11 protein-coding genes are annotated in these 13,500 nt (G+C 73.1%); 6 read left to right on the top strand and 5 right to left on the bottom strand.

Going from position 1 to position 13,500, the window contains the following annotated elements; genetic code table 11:
- The 6 genes from ACFWGZ_RS20095 to ACFWGZ_RS20070 all read left to right on the top strand — a co-directional run.
- Positions 1-1,051, top strand: a 1,051-nt coding sequence (locus ACFWGZ_RS20095; protein ID WP_382453052.1) for a hypothetical protein, incomplete at its 5' end; no start/stop codon positions are given.
- Positions 1,048-1,419, top strand: coding sequence for a hypothetical protein (locus ACFWGZ_RS20090; RefSeq protein ID WP_382453051.1), 372 nt, complete (start codon positions 1,048-1,050; stop codon positions 1,417-1,419). The genes ACFWGZ_RS20095 and ACFWGZ_RS20090, both read left to right, overlap by 4 nt.
- Before the next feature lie 66 nt (positions 1,420-1,485).
- The gene (gene aspS, locus ACFWGZ_RS20085) at positions 1,486-3,261 is read left to right on the top strand and encodes an aspartate--tRNA ligase (RefSeq protein ID WP_382453050.1); all 1,776 of its coding nucleotides are present in this window, start codon (positions 1,486-1,488) and stop codon (positions 3,259-3,261) included.
- A gap of 700 nt (positions 3,262-3,961) precedes the next feature.
- Complete coding sequence (locus tag ACFWGZ_RS20080) at positions 3,962-4,903, top strand: DUF389 domain-containing protein (protein WP_382453049.1); 942 nt, start codon at positions 3,962-3,964, stop codon at positions 4,901-4,903.
- A 113-nt stretch (positions 4,904-5,016) separates the two neighbouring features.
- On the top strand, positions 5,017-6,189 hold the full coding sequence (locus ACFWGZ_RS20075) for a hypothetical protein (RefSeq protein WP_382453048.1): 1,173 nt from the start codon (positions 5,017-5,019) through the stop codon (positions 6,187-6,189).
- 53 nt (positions 6,190-6,242) lie between these two features.
- Positions 6,243-7,010 (top strand): SGNH/GDSL hydrolase family protein, encoded by a 768-nt coding sequence (locus ACFWGZ_RS20070; RefSeq protein ID WP_382453047.1) that lies wholly within the window; start codon positions 6,243-6,245, stop codon positions 7,008-7,010.
- Position 7,011: 1 nt separating this feature from the next.
- On the opposite strand, the gene ACFWGZ_RS20065 is transcribed toward ACFWGZ_RS20070, so the two are convergent.
- Genes ACFWGZ_RS20065 through ACFWGZ_RS20045 form a run of 5 tightly spaced genes read right to left on the bottom strand, consistent with a single transcriptional unit; the run spans position 7,012 to position 13,423 of the window.
- Positions 7,012-8,823 (bottom strand): glycosyltransferase family 39 protein, encoded by a 1,812-nt coding sequence (locus ACFWGZ_RS20065; RefSeq protein WP_382453046.1) that lies wholly within the window; start codon positions 8,821-8,823, stop codon positions 7,012-7,014.
- The gene (locus ACFWGZ_RS20060; RefSeq protein WP_382453045.1) at positions 8,820-9,563 is read right to left on the bottom strand and encodes a dolichyl-phosphate beta-glucosyltransferase; all 744 of its coding nucleotides are present in this window, start codon (positions 9,561-9,563) and stop codon (positions 8,820-8,822) included. The genes ACFWGZ_RS20065 and ACFWGZ_RS20060 overlap by 4 nt, the downstream gene beginning before the upstream one ends.
- A complete protein-coding gene (locus ACFWGZ_RS20055) occupies positions 9,560-11,281 on the bottom strand; it encodes a glycosyltransferase family 39 protein (RefSeq protein ID WP_382453044.1) in 1,722 nt (573 codons plus the stop codon). Before ACFWGZ_RS20055 ends, ACFWGZ_RS20060 begins: the two co-directional genes overlap by 4 nt.
- 17 nt (positions 11,282-11,298) lie before the next feature.
- Positions 11,299-12,720 carry a sensor histidine kinase gene (locus ACFWGZ_RS20050; RefSeq protein ID WP_382453043.1) on the bottom strand — a complete coding sequence of 474 codons (1,422 nt, stop codon included), beginning with the start codon at positions 12,718-12,720 and terminating at the stop codon, positions 11,299-11,301.
- Positions 12,698-13,423 (bottom strand): response regulator transcription factor, encoded by a 726-nt coding sequence (locus ACFWGZ_RS20045; RefSeq protein ID WP_382453042.1) that lies wholly within the window; start codon positions 13,421-13,423, stop codon positions 12,698-12,700. The genes ACFWGZ_RS20050 and ACFWGZ_RS20045 overlap by 23 nt, the downstream gene beginning before the upstream one ends.
- Between the last annotated feature and the right edge of the window lie 77 nt (positions 13,424-13,500).

Raw genomic sequence — 13,500 nt, 5'->3', positions numbered from 1 at the left:
TTTTCCTATGCTCGGGTCCGTGGTGGACGGTTTGAAGAGCATCGACTGGTATCGCTTGCGCAGTCACGACGGGTACGGCGACGACCTGCCCCGGTTGCTGCGGCAGGCCAGGACGTCCGTCGAGCCGCACGAGGAGCTGGTGCGCCACCTGAGCGGCGGCGAGTCCGAGGTCAGCGAGGCGACCGCGGCGGCGTGGCCGTTCCTGCTGGAGCTGGTCGCCCACGACAACACCCCCAGCCGTGAATGGCTGCTGGAGAACCTGTGCGGCGCGATCGCGGTCGCCGGGGGCAGCGGCTCCGCCGGCGTGCACCCCAGCTGGCCGCCCGCCTGGGAGGCCTCGAAACCGGCGCTGATCGCCCTGCTGGACCACGGTTCGGCGGCGGTGCGCCGAGGTGTGCTGTTCCTGCTGGGCAAGGGGCGCGGGGACAGCGCGCCCGTGCTGCCCGCCCTGTCCGCGCGGTGGGAGGAGGAGACCGACCCGGCCACGCGGCTGTGCCTGGTGCTCGTCGCGACGGAGTTCGCCGGGCGGGGCGACGAGGCGGCGGCCGGGTGGCTGCGGGACCTGGAGGTCGCCGACGGCGAACCGCAGGCGCGGCTGCTCGTGTCCGCGGCGACGCGGCCGGACGCCGGCGTGATCCTGCGCGCGCTGACCGGGGACCTGGAGCTGTTCCTCGCCACCGGGTCGTACGAGATGGGCTACGACGAGGTGCTGGAGCACGTGCTCTGGCTGGTGGGGCCGAAGGACTTCGAGGGCATCGACCTCGTGCTGGCGCTGGTGGACGTGCTGCCGTGGCGCACGGAGGCGCTCGACTACCTGCGCCGGCTCTTCGAGCGCGACACCACCGACGTGGGCCTGGTCGTGCCGTTCGTGCCGGTGTGGGCGGCCGACCCGGACGTCCGGCTGCGGGCCTTCGCGGTGTGGCTGGTCGGCGTGGCGCGGGCCCGGCAGCACCTCGGCCTGGTCGAGGCGGCGGTGCACGACCACGCCGTGACGTCGCTGGGGCAGCGCGTCTCCACGCTCGCCACCACGGTGCTGCTGGAGCTGCGGTGAGCCTCGAAGGCCTCGACGACGTCCCGTGGCACGCCCTCGACCACGCTTATGGCCCGGCGCTCGATACGCCCGGTCACCTGCGGGCGCTGCTCTCCGGCGATCCCGAGGTCGTGGCGCAGGCGGTCCGCGACCTCGACCGGACCGTGCACGAGGAGGGCGGGTTCGTGTGCCCCGCGGCCACCGCGGTGCTGCCGTTCCTCGTCGAGGTCCTGCCGGGGCTCGCGGCCGGGCCCCGCGCCGCCGTGCTGGACCTGCTCGGGCGGATCGCGGACGACGGCGAGAACGCCGAGCAGGTCGACGACGGGTGGCACGCGGCGTGGGCGGAGGCGAAGCCCGTGCTGGACGCGCTCGGGCAAAGCCCTGCGTGAAATTCTGTCGGTGCCGCCAGCTAGCCTTGACGCCAAAGCTGACTTCGTCTACAAGGAGCCACCACCGTGTTGCGCACGCACGAGGCCGGATCACTCCGGGCCGAGCACGCCGGGCAGTCCGTCACCCTCACCGGGTGGGTCGCCCGCCGGCGTGATCACGGCGGTGTCATCTTCATCGACCTGCGCGACGCGTCCGGTGTGGCCCAGGTCGTCTTCCGCGAGGGCGAGATGGCCGAGCGCGCGCACCGGCTGCGCAGCGAGTACGTCATCAAGGTCACCGGCGACGTGAGCGCCCGTCCCGAGGGCAGCGAGAACCCCGAGCTGCCGACCGGCGCCATCGAGGTCTACGTGAGCGACCTCGAGGTCCTCAACGAGGCCGCGCCGCTGCCGTTCCAGGTCGAGAGCGAGATCGAGCCGGGCGAGGAGGCGCGGCTCAAGCACCGCTACCTCGACCTGCGCCGCGCCGCCCCCGCCCAGGCCATCCGGCTGCGCAGCGAGGTCAGCCGCATCGCCCGCGACGTGCTGCACGGCGAGAAGTTCGTCGAGGTCGAGACCCCGACCCTGACCCGTTCCACGCCCGAGGGCGCGCGCGACTTCCTGGTGCCGGCCCGCCTGCGCCCCGGCTCCTGGTACGCGCTGCCGCAGTCGCCGCAGCTGTTCAAGCAGCTGCTCATGGTCGGCGGCCTGGAGCGCTACTACCAGATCGCGCGCTGCTACCGCGACGAGGACTTCCGCGCCGACCGCCAGCCGGAGTTCACCCAGCTCGACGTCGAGATGAGCTTCGTCGAGCAGGACGACGTCATCGCGCTCACCGAGAAGCTGCTCGCCGCCATCTGGAAGGAGATCAAGGACGTCGAGCTCCCGCAGCCGTTCCGCCGCATCTCCTACGCCGAGGCGATGGCGAAGTACGGCTCTGACAAGCCGGACCTGCGCTTCGACGTCGAGCTCACCGAGCTGACCGAGTACTTCAAGGACACGACGTTCCGCGTGTTCCAGGCGCCGTACGTCGGCGCCGTCGTCATGCCCGGCGGCGCGTCGCAGCCCCGCCGCACGCTCGACGGCTGGCAGGAGTTCGCGAAGCAGCGCGGCCACAAGGGCCTCGCGTACGTGCTCGTCGGCGAGGACGGCACCCTCGGCGGCCCGGTCGCGAAGAACCTCACCGACGCCGAGCGCGACGGCCTGGCCAAGGCCGTCGGTGCCAACCCGGGCGACTGCATCTTCTTCGCGGCGGGCGACCCGCGCGACGCCCGCGCCCTGCTCGGCGCCGCCCGCGTCGAGATCGCGCACCGCGTCGGCCTGATCGACGAGAACGCCTGGGCCTTCGCCTGGGTCGTCGACTTCCCGATGTTCGAGTCGGTCGACAAGCTCGACTCCGGCGACGTCGCGGTCGGCGGCGGCAAGTGGACCGCCCTGCACCACGCGTTCACCTCGCCGACCCCGGAGTGGATCGACAACTTCGAGTCCGACCCCGGCAACGCGCTGGCCTACGCCTACGACGTGATCCTCAACGGCAACGAGCTCGGCGGTGGCTCGATCCGTATCCACCGCGCGGACGTGCAGCAGCGCGCGTTCGACGTCATGGGCATCGGCGCCGAGGAGGCGCAGGAGAAGTTCGGCTTCCTGCTCGACGCGTTCAAGTTCGGCGCCCCGCCCCACGGCGGCATCGCACTGGGCTGGGACCGCCTCTGCATGCTGCTCGCGGGCGCCGACTCGATCCGCGAGGTGATCGCGTTCCCGAAGTCCGGCGGCGGCTACGACCCGCTGACCGCGGCCCCGGCCCCGATCACCGCCCAGCAGCGCAAGGAAGCGGGCGTCGACGCCAAGCCCGACCAGAAGAGCTGATCGGGGTGCCGGGCGGGCGCCGTTCGGCGGCGGCCGGACACCGGTCTGACGCGCGCGGTCCGGCGCGGGCGGGTTCGGTCGCCGAGGCGGCGCGGGCTCGTCCGGCTGGGGTTGGGCGTCGGCCTGGTGCGCGCGGCTCGGCTGGTGACGTGGTCGCGCCGGCCGGATCGGTGCGGTCGGCATTCGTGCTGGCGGCATCCGTGCGGGCGGGTTCGGCTGCCGCGGGAGCTCGGGCTCGCCCGGCGGGCGCCGAGCACCGGATCGGCGGGCGTGTTGCCGCGGCTGTGTCTGGCGTGGCCACGTCTGGGGTGGCTATGCGCGGCGCGGCTGCGGCTACTGGTTGGGGCGCGCCTGTCGCGGCTTGGCGCCGGTTTCGGCCGGCTAGGCCCGCGCGTCCGGCCGCGCCCTCTGGGGCGTGCTGCCCGTCCCCACCAGCCGGGCCCACTCCTGCGGCGGCACGCTCCGCGGCCTGCCGCCCCTCCCTGCCAGCCGGGCCGGCCCTCTCGACCAGGCCCATCGAGTTCTGCCGTTCCTCCCGCCCGGCGGCGCGCTCTTTCGCCGCGCCCGCCGCGGCCCGGCGCCCACCCCACCCGACCACCCCCGCCGCGGCCTACGGCCCCTCCACCCCAGCCGCGCCCCCGTCCACCGCACCACCCGCACCCAGCCCCACCAGCCCCATCACCCCCACCGGCGGCGCCTGATGCTCCGCCTGAGGGTCGTCTGCCCCGCCTCCCGGACCGAGGCCGCCCTGACCGTCCTCCGCGACCACCCCGGAGCCACCCACCTGGTGCTCCTGCGCGGCGCCGCGATCGACCCCGAGGGCGACCTCCTCACCGCGGACGTGGCGCGCGAGTCGGTCGACGAGGTGGTCGGCGCGCTCTGCCGGCTCGGGATCGACCGGGCCGGCGGCATCACCATCGAGACGATCGACACGTCGCTGTCCGACGCCGCCGACCAGGCGCAGGAGAACGCGCCCGGCGACGGGTCCGACGCGATCGTGTGGGACGAGCTGCTCGCCCGCACCGGCGAGGAGTCCAAGCCGAGCGTCACGTTCCAGGCGTTCCTGACCATCGCGTGCCTGCTCGCGGCGGTGGGGGTCGCGACCAACTCGACGATCACGATCGTCGGCGCCATGGTCGTGGGGCCCGAGTTCGGGCCGCTCGCCGCCATCGCGGTGGGGCTCGTCGCGCGGCGCTGGGACCTCGTCCGGCGGGCCGCCGCGGCGCTGGCGATCGGGTTTCCGCTGGCCATGGCGTTCACCTCGGCCCTGACCTGGCTCGGGGCGGGGGCGGGGCTGCTCGACCGCGAGACGCTGCTGCACGGCACCGAGTCCGAGTTCATCTACCAGTTCGGGCCGTTCTCGCTCATCGTCGCGCTGCTCGCGGGGGCGGCGGGCATGCTCTCGATGACGTCGGCCAAGTCGGCGGCGCTCGTCGGCGTGTTCATCTCCGTCACGACGGTGCCGGCGGCCGGGTACGCGGCTCTGGCCGCCGTTCTCGGAGTGTGGGACAGGGTGGGGCCGGCGGTGGCCCAACTGGGGATCAACTTGATCGGTATTGTCGCCGCGGCCGCCTTCGTGCTGTTGATCCGTCACCGGCGGGCAACGGATGGTGTTTCCACACGTCCACTGTCCAGGGGATGATCAACGCGTATCCGGGAGCGGTGTGAGCCGTTGTCCACGGGTGGTGGTGGTCGCCGCCCGGCCGCATTAGCGTCGGTCCGGCTCGCGGACTTCAGGGAGTAGGGTCGGAGGGGATGAGCGTGGAGATCACCGCGGGCCCTCCCGACACGACTTCACCTGAGATCGACGACGCTGTCGGGGCGGCGGAGCGGGTACTGACCAGGAGAATGGGCGCCCAGGTGCGCCTCGCGGACCCCGAGGCTCTCGGGGGTACCGGTCGTTCCGTCGTCATTCGCGTGAGAGTGGCGTCCTCGCCGTTCTCGATGCCCCGGACGCTGGTCGTGAAGCGCTATCCGGAGGCGAGCGGCGACCGCGACCCGTGGGCGCACGAGGCCGTCAGCCACCAGCTGCTCACGGCGCTTCCCTCCGAGGAACGCGCCACCCCCGAACTGTTCGCGCACGACGCGTCGTCGCGCCTGGTCGTGCTGGAGGACCTCGGCCGTGCGCCGCGGTTGTCCGAGAAGCTGCACGCGAAGGACGCGCGCGCTGCCGAACGAGGGCTGCTCTCGTGGGCGCACGCGATGGGGCGCCTGCACGCCACGACGGCGGGCCGTGACGCCGATTTCGACGCGTTGATGCGGCGCGCGGGCGCGCAGTGCTGCCAGGACCCGATCGCGGTCGACGTGCACGCGGCGGTCGCGGGCTTACCGGGGCTGCTCGACACCACGCTGGGCGTCGAGACGTCGACGCAGGCCTCCGAGTTCGCCGCCGAGGCCACGCGGGCGTTCAGCACCTCGCGCCGGCGGGCGTTCAGCCCGTCCACCTCGTGCCCGGACAACCACCTGGTCACCTCCCGCGGTGTCCGGTTCGTCGACTTCGAGGGCGGCTGCGTCCGCGACATCGTGTTCGACGCGGCCGCGTTGCGCGTGCCGTTCCCGTCCTGCTGGTGCGGGTGGGGCTTACCGCCGGGGATGTCCGAGGCGATGGTCGCCGCGTGGCGGGCCGAGGTCGGGTCGGTGTGGCCCGAGATGGACGACGACGCGGTGCTGCTGCCGCGACTGCTCGAGGCCCAGCTGCTGTGGGTGTGGCTCGCCACGTGGCGGGCGCTGTCCAAGCCGATGCCGAACGTCGACGACGCGCCGCCGCGCAGCGTCGTGCTGGCGGGCCGCTGGATCCGGCTGCGGGCCGACGCGATCGCCCTGGGGGAGAAGGCGGTCGCCGCCCACGCGGACGCCGTCATCGGCGCGCTGGCCGACCGCTACGGCGCCGAGGTGCTCGAACTCCCGCTTTACCCGGCATTTCGCTGAACGGTTCCCGCACGGTCATCCCGGGCTCACCGGGCGCGCCGATGCTGGGACGCGTGCTGGTGCTACTCGGTGACTCGACAGCGGTCGGGATCGGCGACCTCGTCCCCGGCGGCTGGCGCGGCTTCGGCCCGATCCTCTCGGCCGCGTTCGGGGACGACGGCTACCGCAACCACGCCACGTCCGGTGCCCTGCTGGCCGACGTGCGGCGCACCCAGCTCCCGCGGGCGTTGCGGGACGGGCCCACCGCCGCCGTGGTCGTCGCGGGCGTCAACGACACCCTGCGGTCCGACTTCTCGGCGCGGCGGATGCACGAGGACCTCGACCACGTCTGCGGCGCGCTGACGGCCGCGGGCGTCTCGGTCGTCACCGTCCGGTTCCACGACCAGGGTCGGGTGTTCAAGCTGCCCGGCCGGCTGCGGCGGGTGCTGAAGGACCGCATCGACGAGTACAACCGCGTGATCGACGTCGTGGTGGCTCGGCACGGGGTCCGGTGCGTCGACCTGCACACCTTGCCCGGCGCGTACGAGCTGCGGACGTGGGCGGCCGACCGGCTGCACCCGTCCGAACGCGGCCACCGGATGCTGGCGCGGGCGTTCGCTGCCGAGCTGCGCGCGTTCGGGCACACCGTCGGCGACATCAGCCTGGAGTGCTCGGGCGGGCGTGAGCTGACGGTCTGGCACCACGCGGCCTGGTTGGTGCTCAAGGGCGTTCCGTGGCTGTTCCGGCGGGGCGCGGACCTGCTGCCCCTGCTGTGGAACGACGAGGTGGTCGCGGCGCCGGTGCCGGGGGACGTGCTCCCCGCCGACACCGGCCGCCGCTGACTCAGCTCGTCAGGTCGTAGATCGTCTGGCCGCCGGCCGTGCTGGCCCGGAACGTCGCCGCGACCCACTCGGCGATCCCGCTGTCACCGCCTCGACCACCGCCGCCACCGGACACGAAGTACCGGACCTCGCCCTTCGCCACGAGCGCCTTGAACTCGTCGAGGGTGGGGGCGGGATCGCTGCCGTTCCAGCCGCCGATCGCGATCACCGGCCGGCCGGACGCGAGCTGCAGCGACGCCGCACCCTGGGCACCGACGGTCGCGGCGGCCCACTCGGTGTCGGTGGCCTTGAGCAGCTGCACGACCTCCGTCGACGAACCGCCCTCGCGCATGCCCATCCCCGTGCCCTGCTGGGACCTGGGGCCGGACAACGGGATCGAGCCGCTGTGCGGGACCGCCGCCGTCGCGAGCGCGTAACCGGAGGTGCCGAGCAACGCCGCCGCGACGAGCACGCCCACGAGCCACTTCCGGCCGAAGCCGAACACCAGCGCGAGGACGGCGACCGCGGTCACGGCGAACACGACCCAGCGCAGCCACGGGGTCCAGTCCGGCGTGCGGTCGAGCAGGATGAAGCTCCACACGCCGGTCGCCGCGACCATCGCCGTCAACGCCATCCGCACCGGGAAGTGCCCGCGTCCGCGCCACAGCTCACGCCCGGCGATGCCGGCCAGCGCGGCGATCGCCGGTGCCAGCGCAACGGTGTAGTAGGGGTGCGTGATGCCGCTCATGAAGCTGAACACCGCGCCGGTCACGAGCACCCAGCCACCCCACACGACCAGCGCCGCGCGGGTGCGGTCGGTGCGGGGAGCGCTGCGCAGGAACCACAGTCCGGCACCGAGGCCGATCAGCGCGGCGGGCAGCAGCCAGGAGATCTCCGGTCCCATGCTGGCGCCGAACAACCGGCCGAGGCCCGTCTCGCCGCCGAAACCGATGTTCCCGTTGCCGCCCATGCCACCACCGCCGGGACCGCCGCCGGAGCCGCCGAAGATGCGGCCGAGGCCGTTGTAGCCGATCGCCAGCTCCCACAACGAGTCGTTGGTCGACCCGCCGATGTACGGGCGGCTGTCCGCGGGCCACAGCTCGACCAGCGCGATGAACCAGCCCGCCGACACGACGACCGCGAGACCGGCGCCGAGCAGGTGCAGCAAGCGCTTGGCGACCGACGTGGGCGCGGCGAGCAGGTAGGCGAACGCGAGCGCGGGCAGCACCAGGAAGCCCTGCATCATCTTGGTGAGGAACGCGAACCCGATCGCCACGCCGGCGAGCGCCAGCCACCCCGGGCTCGCGTGCTCCAGCGCCCGCACGGTGCAGTACGCGGCCGCGACCATCAGCAGCACCAGCAACGCGTCCGGCAGGTTGAACCGGAACATCAGCGTGGCCACCGGAGTGAGTGCGAAGGCGGCACCGGCGAACAACGCCGCCAGGGGACCGGACGTGCGCTTCACCGTGGCGTACAACAACCCCACGGCCGCGACGCCTTCGAACGCCTGCGGCGCGAGCACGGTCCAGCTGGAGAAGCCGAACACCTTCGCGAACAGGCCGCTCACCCACAGGAACGCGGGCGGCTTGTCGACGGTGATGGTGTTGCCGGGGTCGAGTGAGCCGAACAGCAGCGCCTTCCAGCTCTGCGACGCGGCCTGCGTCGCCGCCGCGTAGAAGTCGTTGCCCCAGCCGGTGGCGGTGAGGTTCCACAGGTACAGCACGGCGGTCGCGGCGAGCAGGCCGAGGAAGGCGATGCGGTGCACCTTTCCCGGGGTGCGGCCCACCGGTGGCTGCGGTGCGGCGACGGGCGCGGGAGCGAGCGTGGCGGTCATGCCGGGACCCTTTCCGGTGCGGTGGCGGGCAGAGCCCTCGGTGTGCGGCGGCGCATCCGCGCGATGCCGCGCAGATCGGCCAGTGCGGTGGGGACGATGTCGACGCGGGAGTCCGGGTCGTCGACCCAGTCGACGGGGACCTCGTGGATGCGCAGGCCCGCCCGCTCGGCGAGCACGAGCAGCTCGGTGTCGAAGAACCACGCGGTGTCCTCGACCAGCGGCAGCAACCGGTGCGCGGCGCGGGCGTGGATCGCCTTGAACCCGCACTGCGCGTCGGTGAAGTGCGTGGCGAGGGTCGCGTGCAGCAAAGCGTTGTAGCAGCGGGAGATCACTTCGCGCTTGAGGCCGCGGACGACCCGTGCGCCGTGTGCGAGCCTGCTGCCGATCGCGAGGTCGGAGTGCCCGGACAGCAGCGGCGCGACCAGGGGCGCCACCGCCCGCAGGTCCGTCGAGAGGTCGACGTCCATGTACGCCAGCACGTCCGCGTCCGACACGGACCAGACCTCCTTGAGCGCGCCGCCCCGGCCCTTGCGCGGCAGGTGGACGGCGCGCACGCGGTCGTGCTCGCGCGTCAGGTCCTGCGCGATCTCCCACGTGCGGTCGGTGCTGGCGTTGTCCGCGACGGTGATCCGGAACGAGTGCGGGAACAGCGCGGGGAGCTCGGTGAGCAGCCGGTCGACGCACCTCGGCAGGTCGCGTTCCTCGTTGTGGACCGGGATCACCACGTCGAGAGTGGTCATGACGCGTCCAATGCGTAGAGGGTGGTACCGCCGACGGTGGTCGCGGTGTAGTTCGCGGTGACCCACTCGGCGATCTGGTGGGCGGCGTCGCTGCCGGTCTCGCCCTGCATCATCCGGCCGGCGGCGACGAAGTAGTGGATCTGTCCATTCCGGACCATCTGCTGGAACTGCTCCAGCGTCGGCGCGGGGTCGGTGCCGTTGAACCCGCCCAGCGCCATCACCGGCTGCCCGCTGCCGAGCTGGAGCCCGGCGGCGTTGTTGGAGCCGACGGTCGCGGCGGCCCACCGGTAGCTGCCCGCGTCGTCCCGCAGCAGGGCTACGACCTCGGCGCTCGGGGCCGTCGTGTCGAGCAGGCCACCGCCGCCCATGCCCATCCGCCCGGTCGCCGGGCCCGCGACGGGGAGGGCGCCGGTGTGCGGGGTGGTGACGGTCGCGAACGAGTAGGTGGTCGGGCCGAGCAGCGCCGCGACGAGCGCGACCGGGACGGCCCAGCGCATCGACAGCACCAGCCCGACCGCCGCGATCAGCCCCGCCATCAGCACGAGCAGCGCGACCGGTGCGGAGAACCCGTTGACCAGCACGTAGCACTGCAGCGCGCTCAGCGCGACGGACCCCGAGAGCACCGCCGCCGCGACGGGTTCGTGGCGGCGTTCCCAGAGCTGCGTGGCGGCGATGCCGACGATCGCGGCGATCGCGGGCGCCAGCGCCACGGTGTAGTAGGAGTGGATGATGCCGTTCATGAAGCTGAAGACCCCGGCGGTGACGACGAGCCAGCCGCCCCACAGGCCGAGCGCGGTGCGGGCGCGGCCGGTCGTCAGCCACAGCCCGGCGACCAGCAGCACCACCGCGGCCGGCAGCAGCCACGCGATCTGACTGCCCATCTCCGCGCCCAGCAGCCGGGCCCAGCCCGGCGAGCCCCAGCCGCGGCCGCCGCCGACGCTGCCGACCTCGTCCCCGGTGAGGCGGCCGAGCCCGTTGTAGCCCAGCGTCAGCTCCAGCACGCTGTTCGTCTGCGAGCCGCCGATGAACGGCCGGTCCGGCGTCAGCTCGACGGCCACGACCCACCAGCCGCCGGCGACGATCATGGCGCCCAGCGCGCCGGTCAGGTGCAGGACGCGCTTCCCGATCGACGTGGGCGCGGTGAGCAGGTGGACGAGGCCGAACGCGGGCAGCACCAGGAACGCCTGCAGCATCTTGGTGAGGAAGCCGAACCCGACCGCGACCCCGGCGAGCGCGAGCCAGTACGGGCTCGCGTTCTCGACCGCGCGGGTCACGCAGTACGCACCGGCGACGAGCAGCAGGACCAGCAGCGCGTCCGGGTTGTTGAAGCGGAACATGAGCACCGCCACCGGCGTCAGCGCGAGTACGGCGCCGGAGATCAGCGCGGCGGCGGGGGAGAACCAGCGGCGGACCGTCGAGTGCAGCAGCCACACGCTGCCCACGCCCATCAACGCCTGCGGCACCAGGACGCTCCACGCGTTCACGCCGAACAGCCGCGCGGACAGGCCCATCACCCACAGGGAGGCGGGCGTCTTGTCGACGGTGATCGCGTTGGAGGCGTCCGAGGAACCGAAGAACCACGCCTTCCAGCTCGTCGCACCGGCCTGGGCGGCGGCGGAGTAGTAGGCGTTGGCCCAGCCCGAGTCCCCCAGCCGCCACAGGTACAGCGCGCCGGTGGCGATCAGCAGGGCCGCCAGCGCCAGGCGTTCTCGTCTCATGGGACGAGCGTCGCGGCCTAGCCTGGGTGGGTCGTGTGCCCTCGCTGTGAACGACCTGTGTGCGGCCGGGTCCTCAGCGAGACCGTGAACGTGGTGTGGCCGGGCCGGCTCGCCACGGACACCTCGCCGTCGTGCGCGCCCACCACGGCCGAGACGATCGAGAGCCCCAGCCCGGTGCTGCCGGCCGCCCGCGACCGCGAGGAGTCGCCGCGCGCGAACCGCTCGAAGACCTCCAGGCCCTCGGGAACGCCCGGCCCGTCGTCGGTGACGGTCAGGTCGACGCGTCCGTTGTGGACGGACAGGCCGGTGGTCACGGTGGTGCCCGGCGGGGTGTGCGTGCGGGCGTTCGACAGCAGGTTGCCGAGGACCTGGTGCAGCCGCTGCACGTCACCCGGGACCACCACGGGGTCCTGCGGCAGCGCGAGCTTCCAGCTGTGCCCCGGTCCGGCGATGCGGGCGTCGCCGACCACGTCCAGCACCAGCCGCGACAGGTCGACGTCGGCGCTCTCCAGCGGGCGGCCCGCGTCGAGCCGCGCGAGCAGCAGCAGGTCCTCGACGAGCGACGTCATCCGCACCGCCTCGGACTCCACCCGGCCCATCGCGTGGGTGATCGCGGGCGGCAGCTCCTCGCCCGACCGGCGGGTCAGCTCGGCGTAGCCGCGGATGGCGGCGAGCGGCGTGCGCAGCTCGTGCGAGGCGTCCGCGACGAACTGGCGGACCCTGGTCTCGCTGTCGTGCCGGGCCTTCAGGGCCTCGTCGACGTGGCCGAGCATCGTGTTGAGCGCGAGACCCACCTTGCCGACCTCGGTGGCCGGGTCGGTGTCCTCCTCGGGCACGCGTTCGGCGAGCGCGACCTCGCCCTCGTGCAGCGGCAGCTCCGACACGCGGGTGGCCGTCTCGGCGACCCGGTCGAGCGGCACGAGCGCCCGGCGCACGACCACCCGGCCCGCGAGGGCCACCACCGCGGCCCCGGCGAGGATGAGCCCGGCGAGGATCCAGACCATCTGCCAGACGATGTCCGTGACCGGCTGCAGCGACAGCCCCTTGATGCCCATCCGGTCGGTGACCACGCGGAACTCGCCCGCCTCGCCGAGGTCGACGGTGTGCAGGCTCGAGGGCGCGGCCTCCAGGGCCGCGATCTCGTCGTCGGTGAGCAGGCGCGGCTGCTGCGAGCCGGGCAGCTCGATCGTGCCGCGGACCGTGCCGTCCTGCTGGATCCGCGCGTTGATGCCGGGAGGGCCGTACGGCGAGCCGGGCGGCGCCGGCCGCAACGTCGTGACCTCGCGGTCGAGGTTGCTCATCAGGAAGGCGTGCAGCGCGAGCACCGACACGCCGCCGATCACCAGGCACAGCGCGGTGAGCAGGACGATCTGGCCGGAGACCAGCTGCGCCCGCAGCGTTCTCGGGCGCAGGCTCCTAGGACGCGGGCTTGAGGACATAGCCCGCGCCCCGCATCGTGTGGATCATCGGTGTGCGCCCGGCGTCGATCTTCTTGCGCAGGTAGGAGATGTAGAGCTCGACGATGTTGGCCTGGCCGCCGAAGTCGTAGCTCCACACGCGGTCGAGGATCTGGGCCTTGCTCAGCACGCGCTTCGGGTTGCGCATCAGGTACCGCAGCAGCTCGAACTCCGTGGCGGTCAGGTCGATCGAGGTGCCGCCGCGGTCGACCTCGCGCGTCTCCTCGTTGAGCGACAGGTCGCCGACGACCAGGCGGGTGCCCGCGTCCGCGTCGGTCACGCCGGTGCGCCGCAGCAGTGCGCGCAGCCGCAGCACGACCTCCTCCAGCGAGAACGGCTTGGTCACGTAGTCGTCGCCGCCCGCGGTGAGACCCGCGATGCGGTCCTCCACCGCGTCCTTGGCCGTGAGGAACAGCACGGGCAGCACCGGCGCGTCCACGCGCATCTTGCGCAGCACCTCGAACCCGTCGAAGTCGGGCAGCATCACGTCGAGCACGACGACGTCCGGGCGGAACTCGCGCGCGGTCCGCACCGCGGTCTGGCCGTCGAGGGCCGTGCGCACGTCCCACTTCTCCATGCGCAGGGCCATCGTCATGAGCTCGGCCAGAGTGGACTCGTCGTCGACCACGAGCACCCGCACCGGCTGGCCGTCGGGCCTGCGGAGTTCGGTCTTCATCGCGCGCATGGCTCCCATCGTGAGTGCCGACCCTGTGTACCAGCTGTGAGCGGGTCCCACAGCTCGTGCCTGGGCCGGTCACAGGT

This window comes from Lentzea sp. NPDC060358 (assembly GCF_042725365.1).
In the GTDB taxonomy this organism is placed as follows: Bacteria; Actinomycetota; Actinomycetes; order Mycobacteriales; family Pseudonocardiaceae; genus Lentzea.
This window is presented reverse-complemented; position numbering and strand designations above follow the sequence as displayed.

What these genes read in the sequence shown, in the direction of transcription:
- ACFWGZ_RS20050 (WP_382453043.1), bottom strand. Translation starts at nt 12,720, where the DNA reads ATGTCCTCAAGCCCGCGTCCTAGGAGCCTGCGCCCGAGAACGCTGCGG.
- ACFWGZ_RS20080 (WP_382453049.1), top strand. Translation starts at nt 3,962, where the DNA reads ATGCTCCGCCTGAGGGTCGTCTGCCCCGCCTCCCGGACCGAGGCCGCC.
- ACFWGZ_RS20055 (WP_382453044.1), bottom strand. Translation starts at nt 11,281, where the DNA reads ATGAGACGAGAACGCCTGGCGCTGGCGGCCCTGCTGATCGCCACCGGC.
- ACFWGZ_RS20065 (WP_382453046.1), bottom strand. Translation starts at nt 8,823, where the DNA reads ATGACCGCCACGCTCGCTCCCGCGCCCGTCGCCGCACCGCAGCCACCG.
- ACFWGZ_RS20060 (WP_382453045.1), bottom strand. Translation starts at nt 9,563, where the DNA reads ATGACCACTCTCGACGTGGTGATCCCGGTCCACAACGAGGAACGCGAC.
- ACFWGZ_RS20075 (WP_382453048.1), top strand. Translation starts at nt 5,017, where the DNA reads ATGAGCGTGGAGATCACCGCGGGCCCTCCCGACACGACTTCACCTGAG.
- ACFWGZ_RS20045 (WP_382453042.1), bottom strand. Translation starts at nt 13,423, where the DNA reads ATGCGCGCGATGAAGACCGAACTCCGCAGGCCCGACGGCCAGCCGGTG.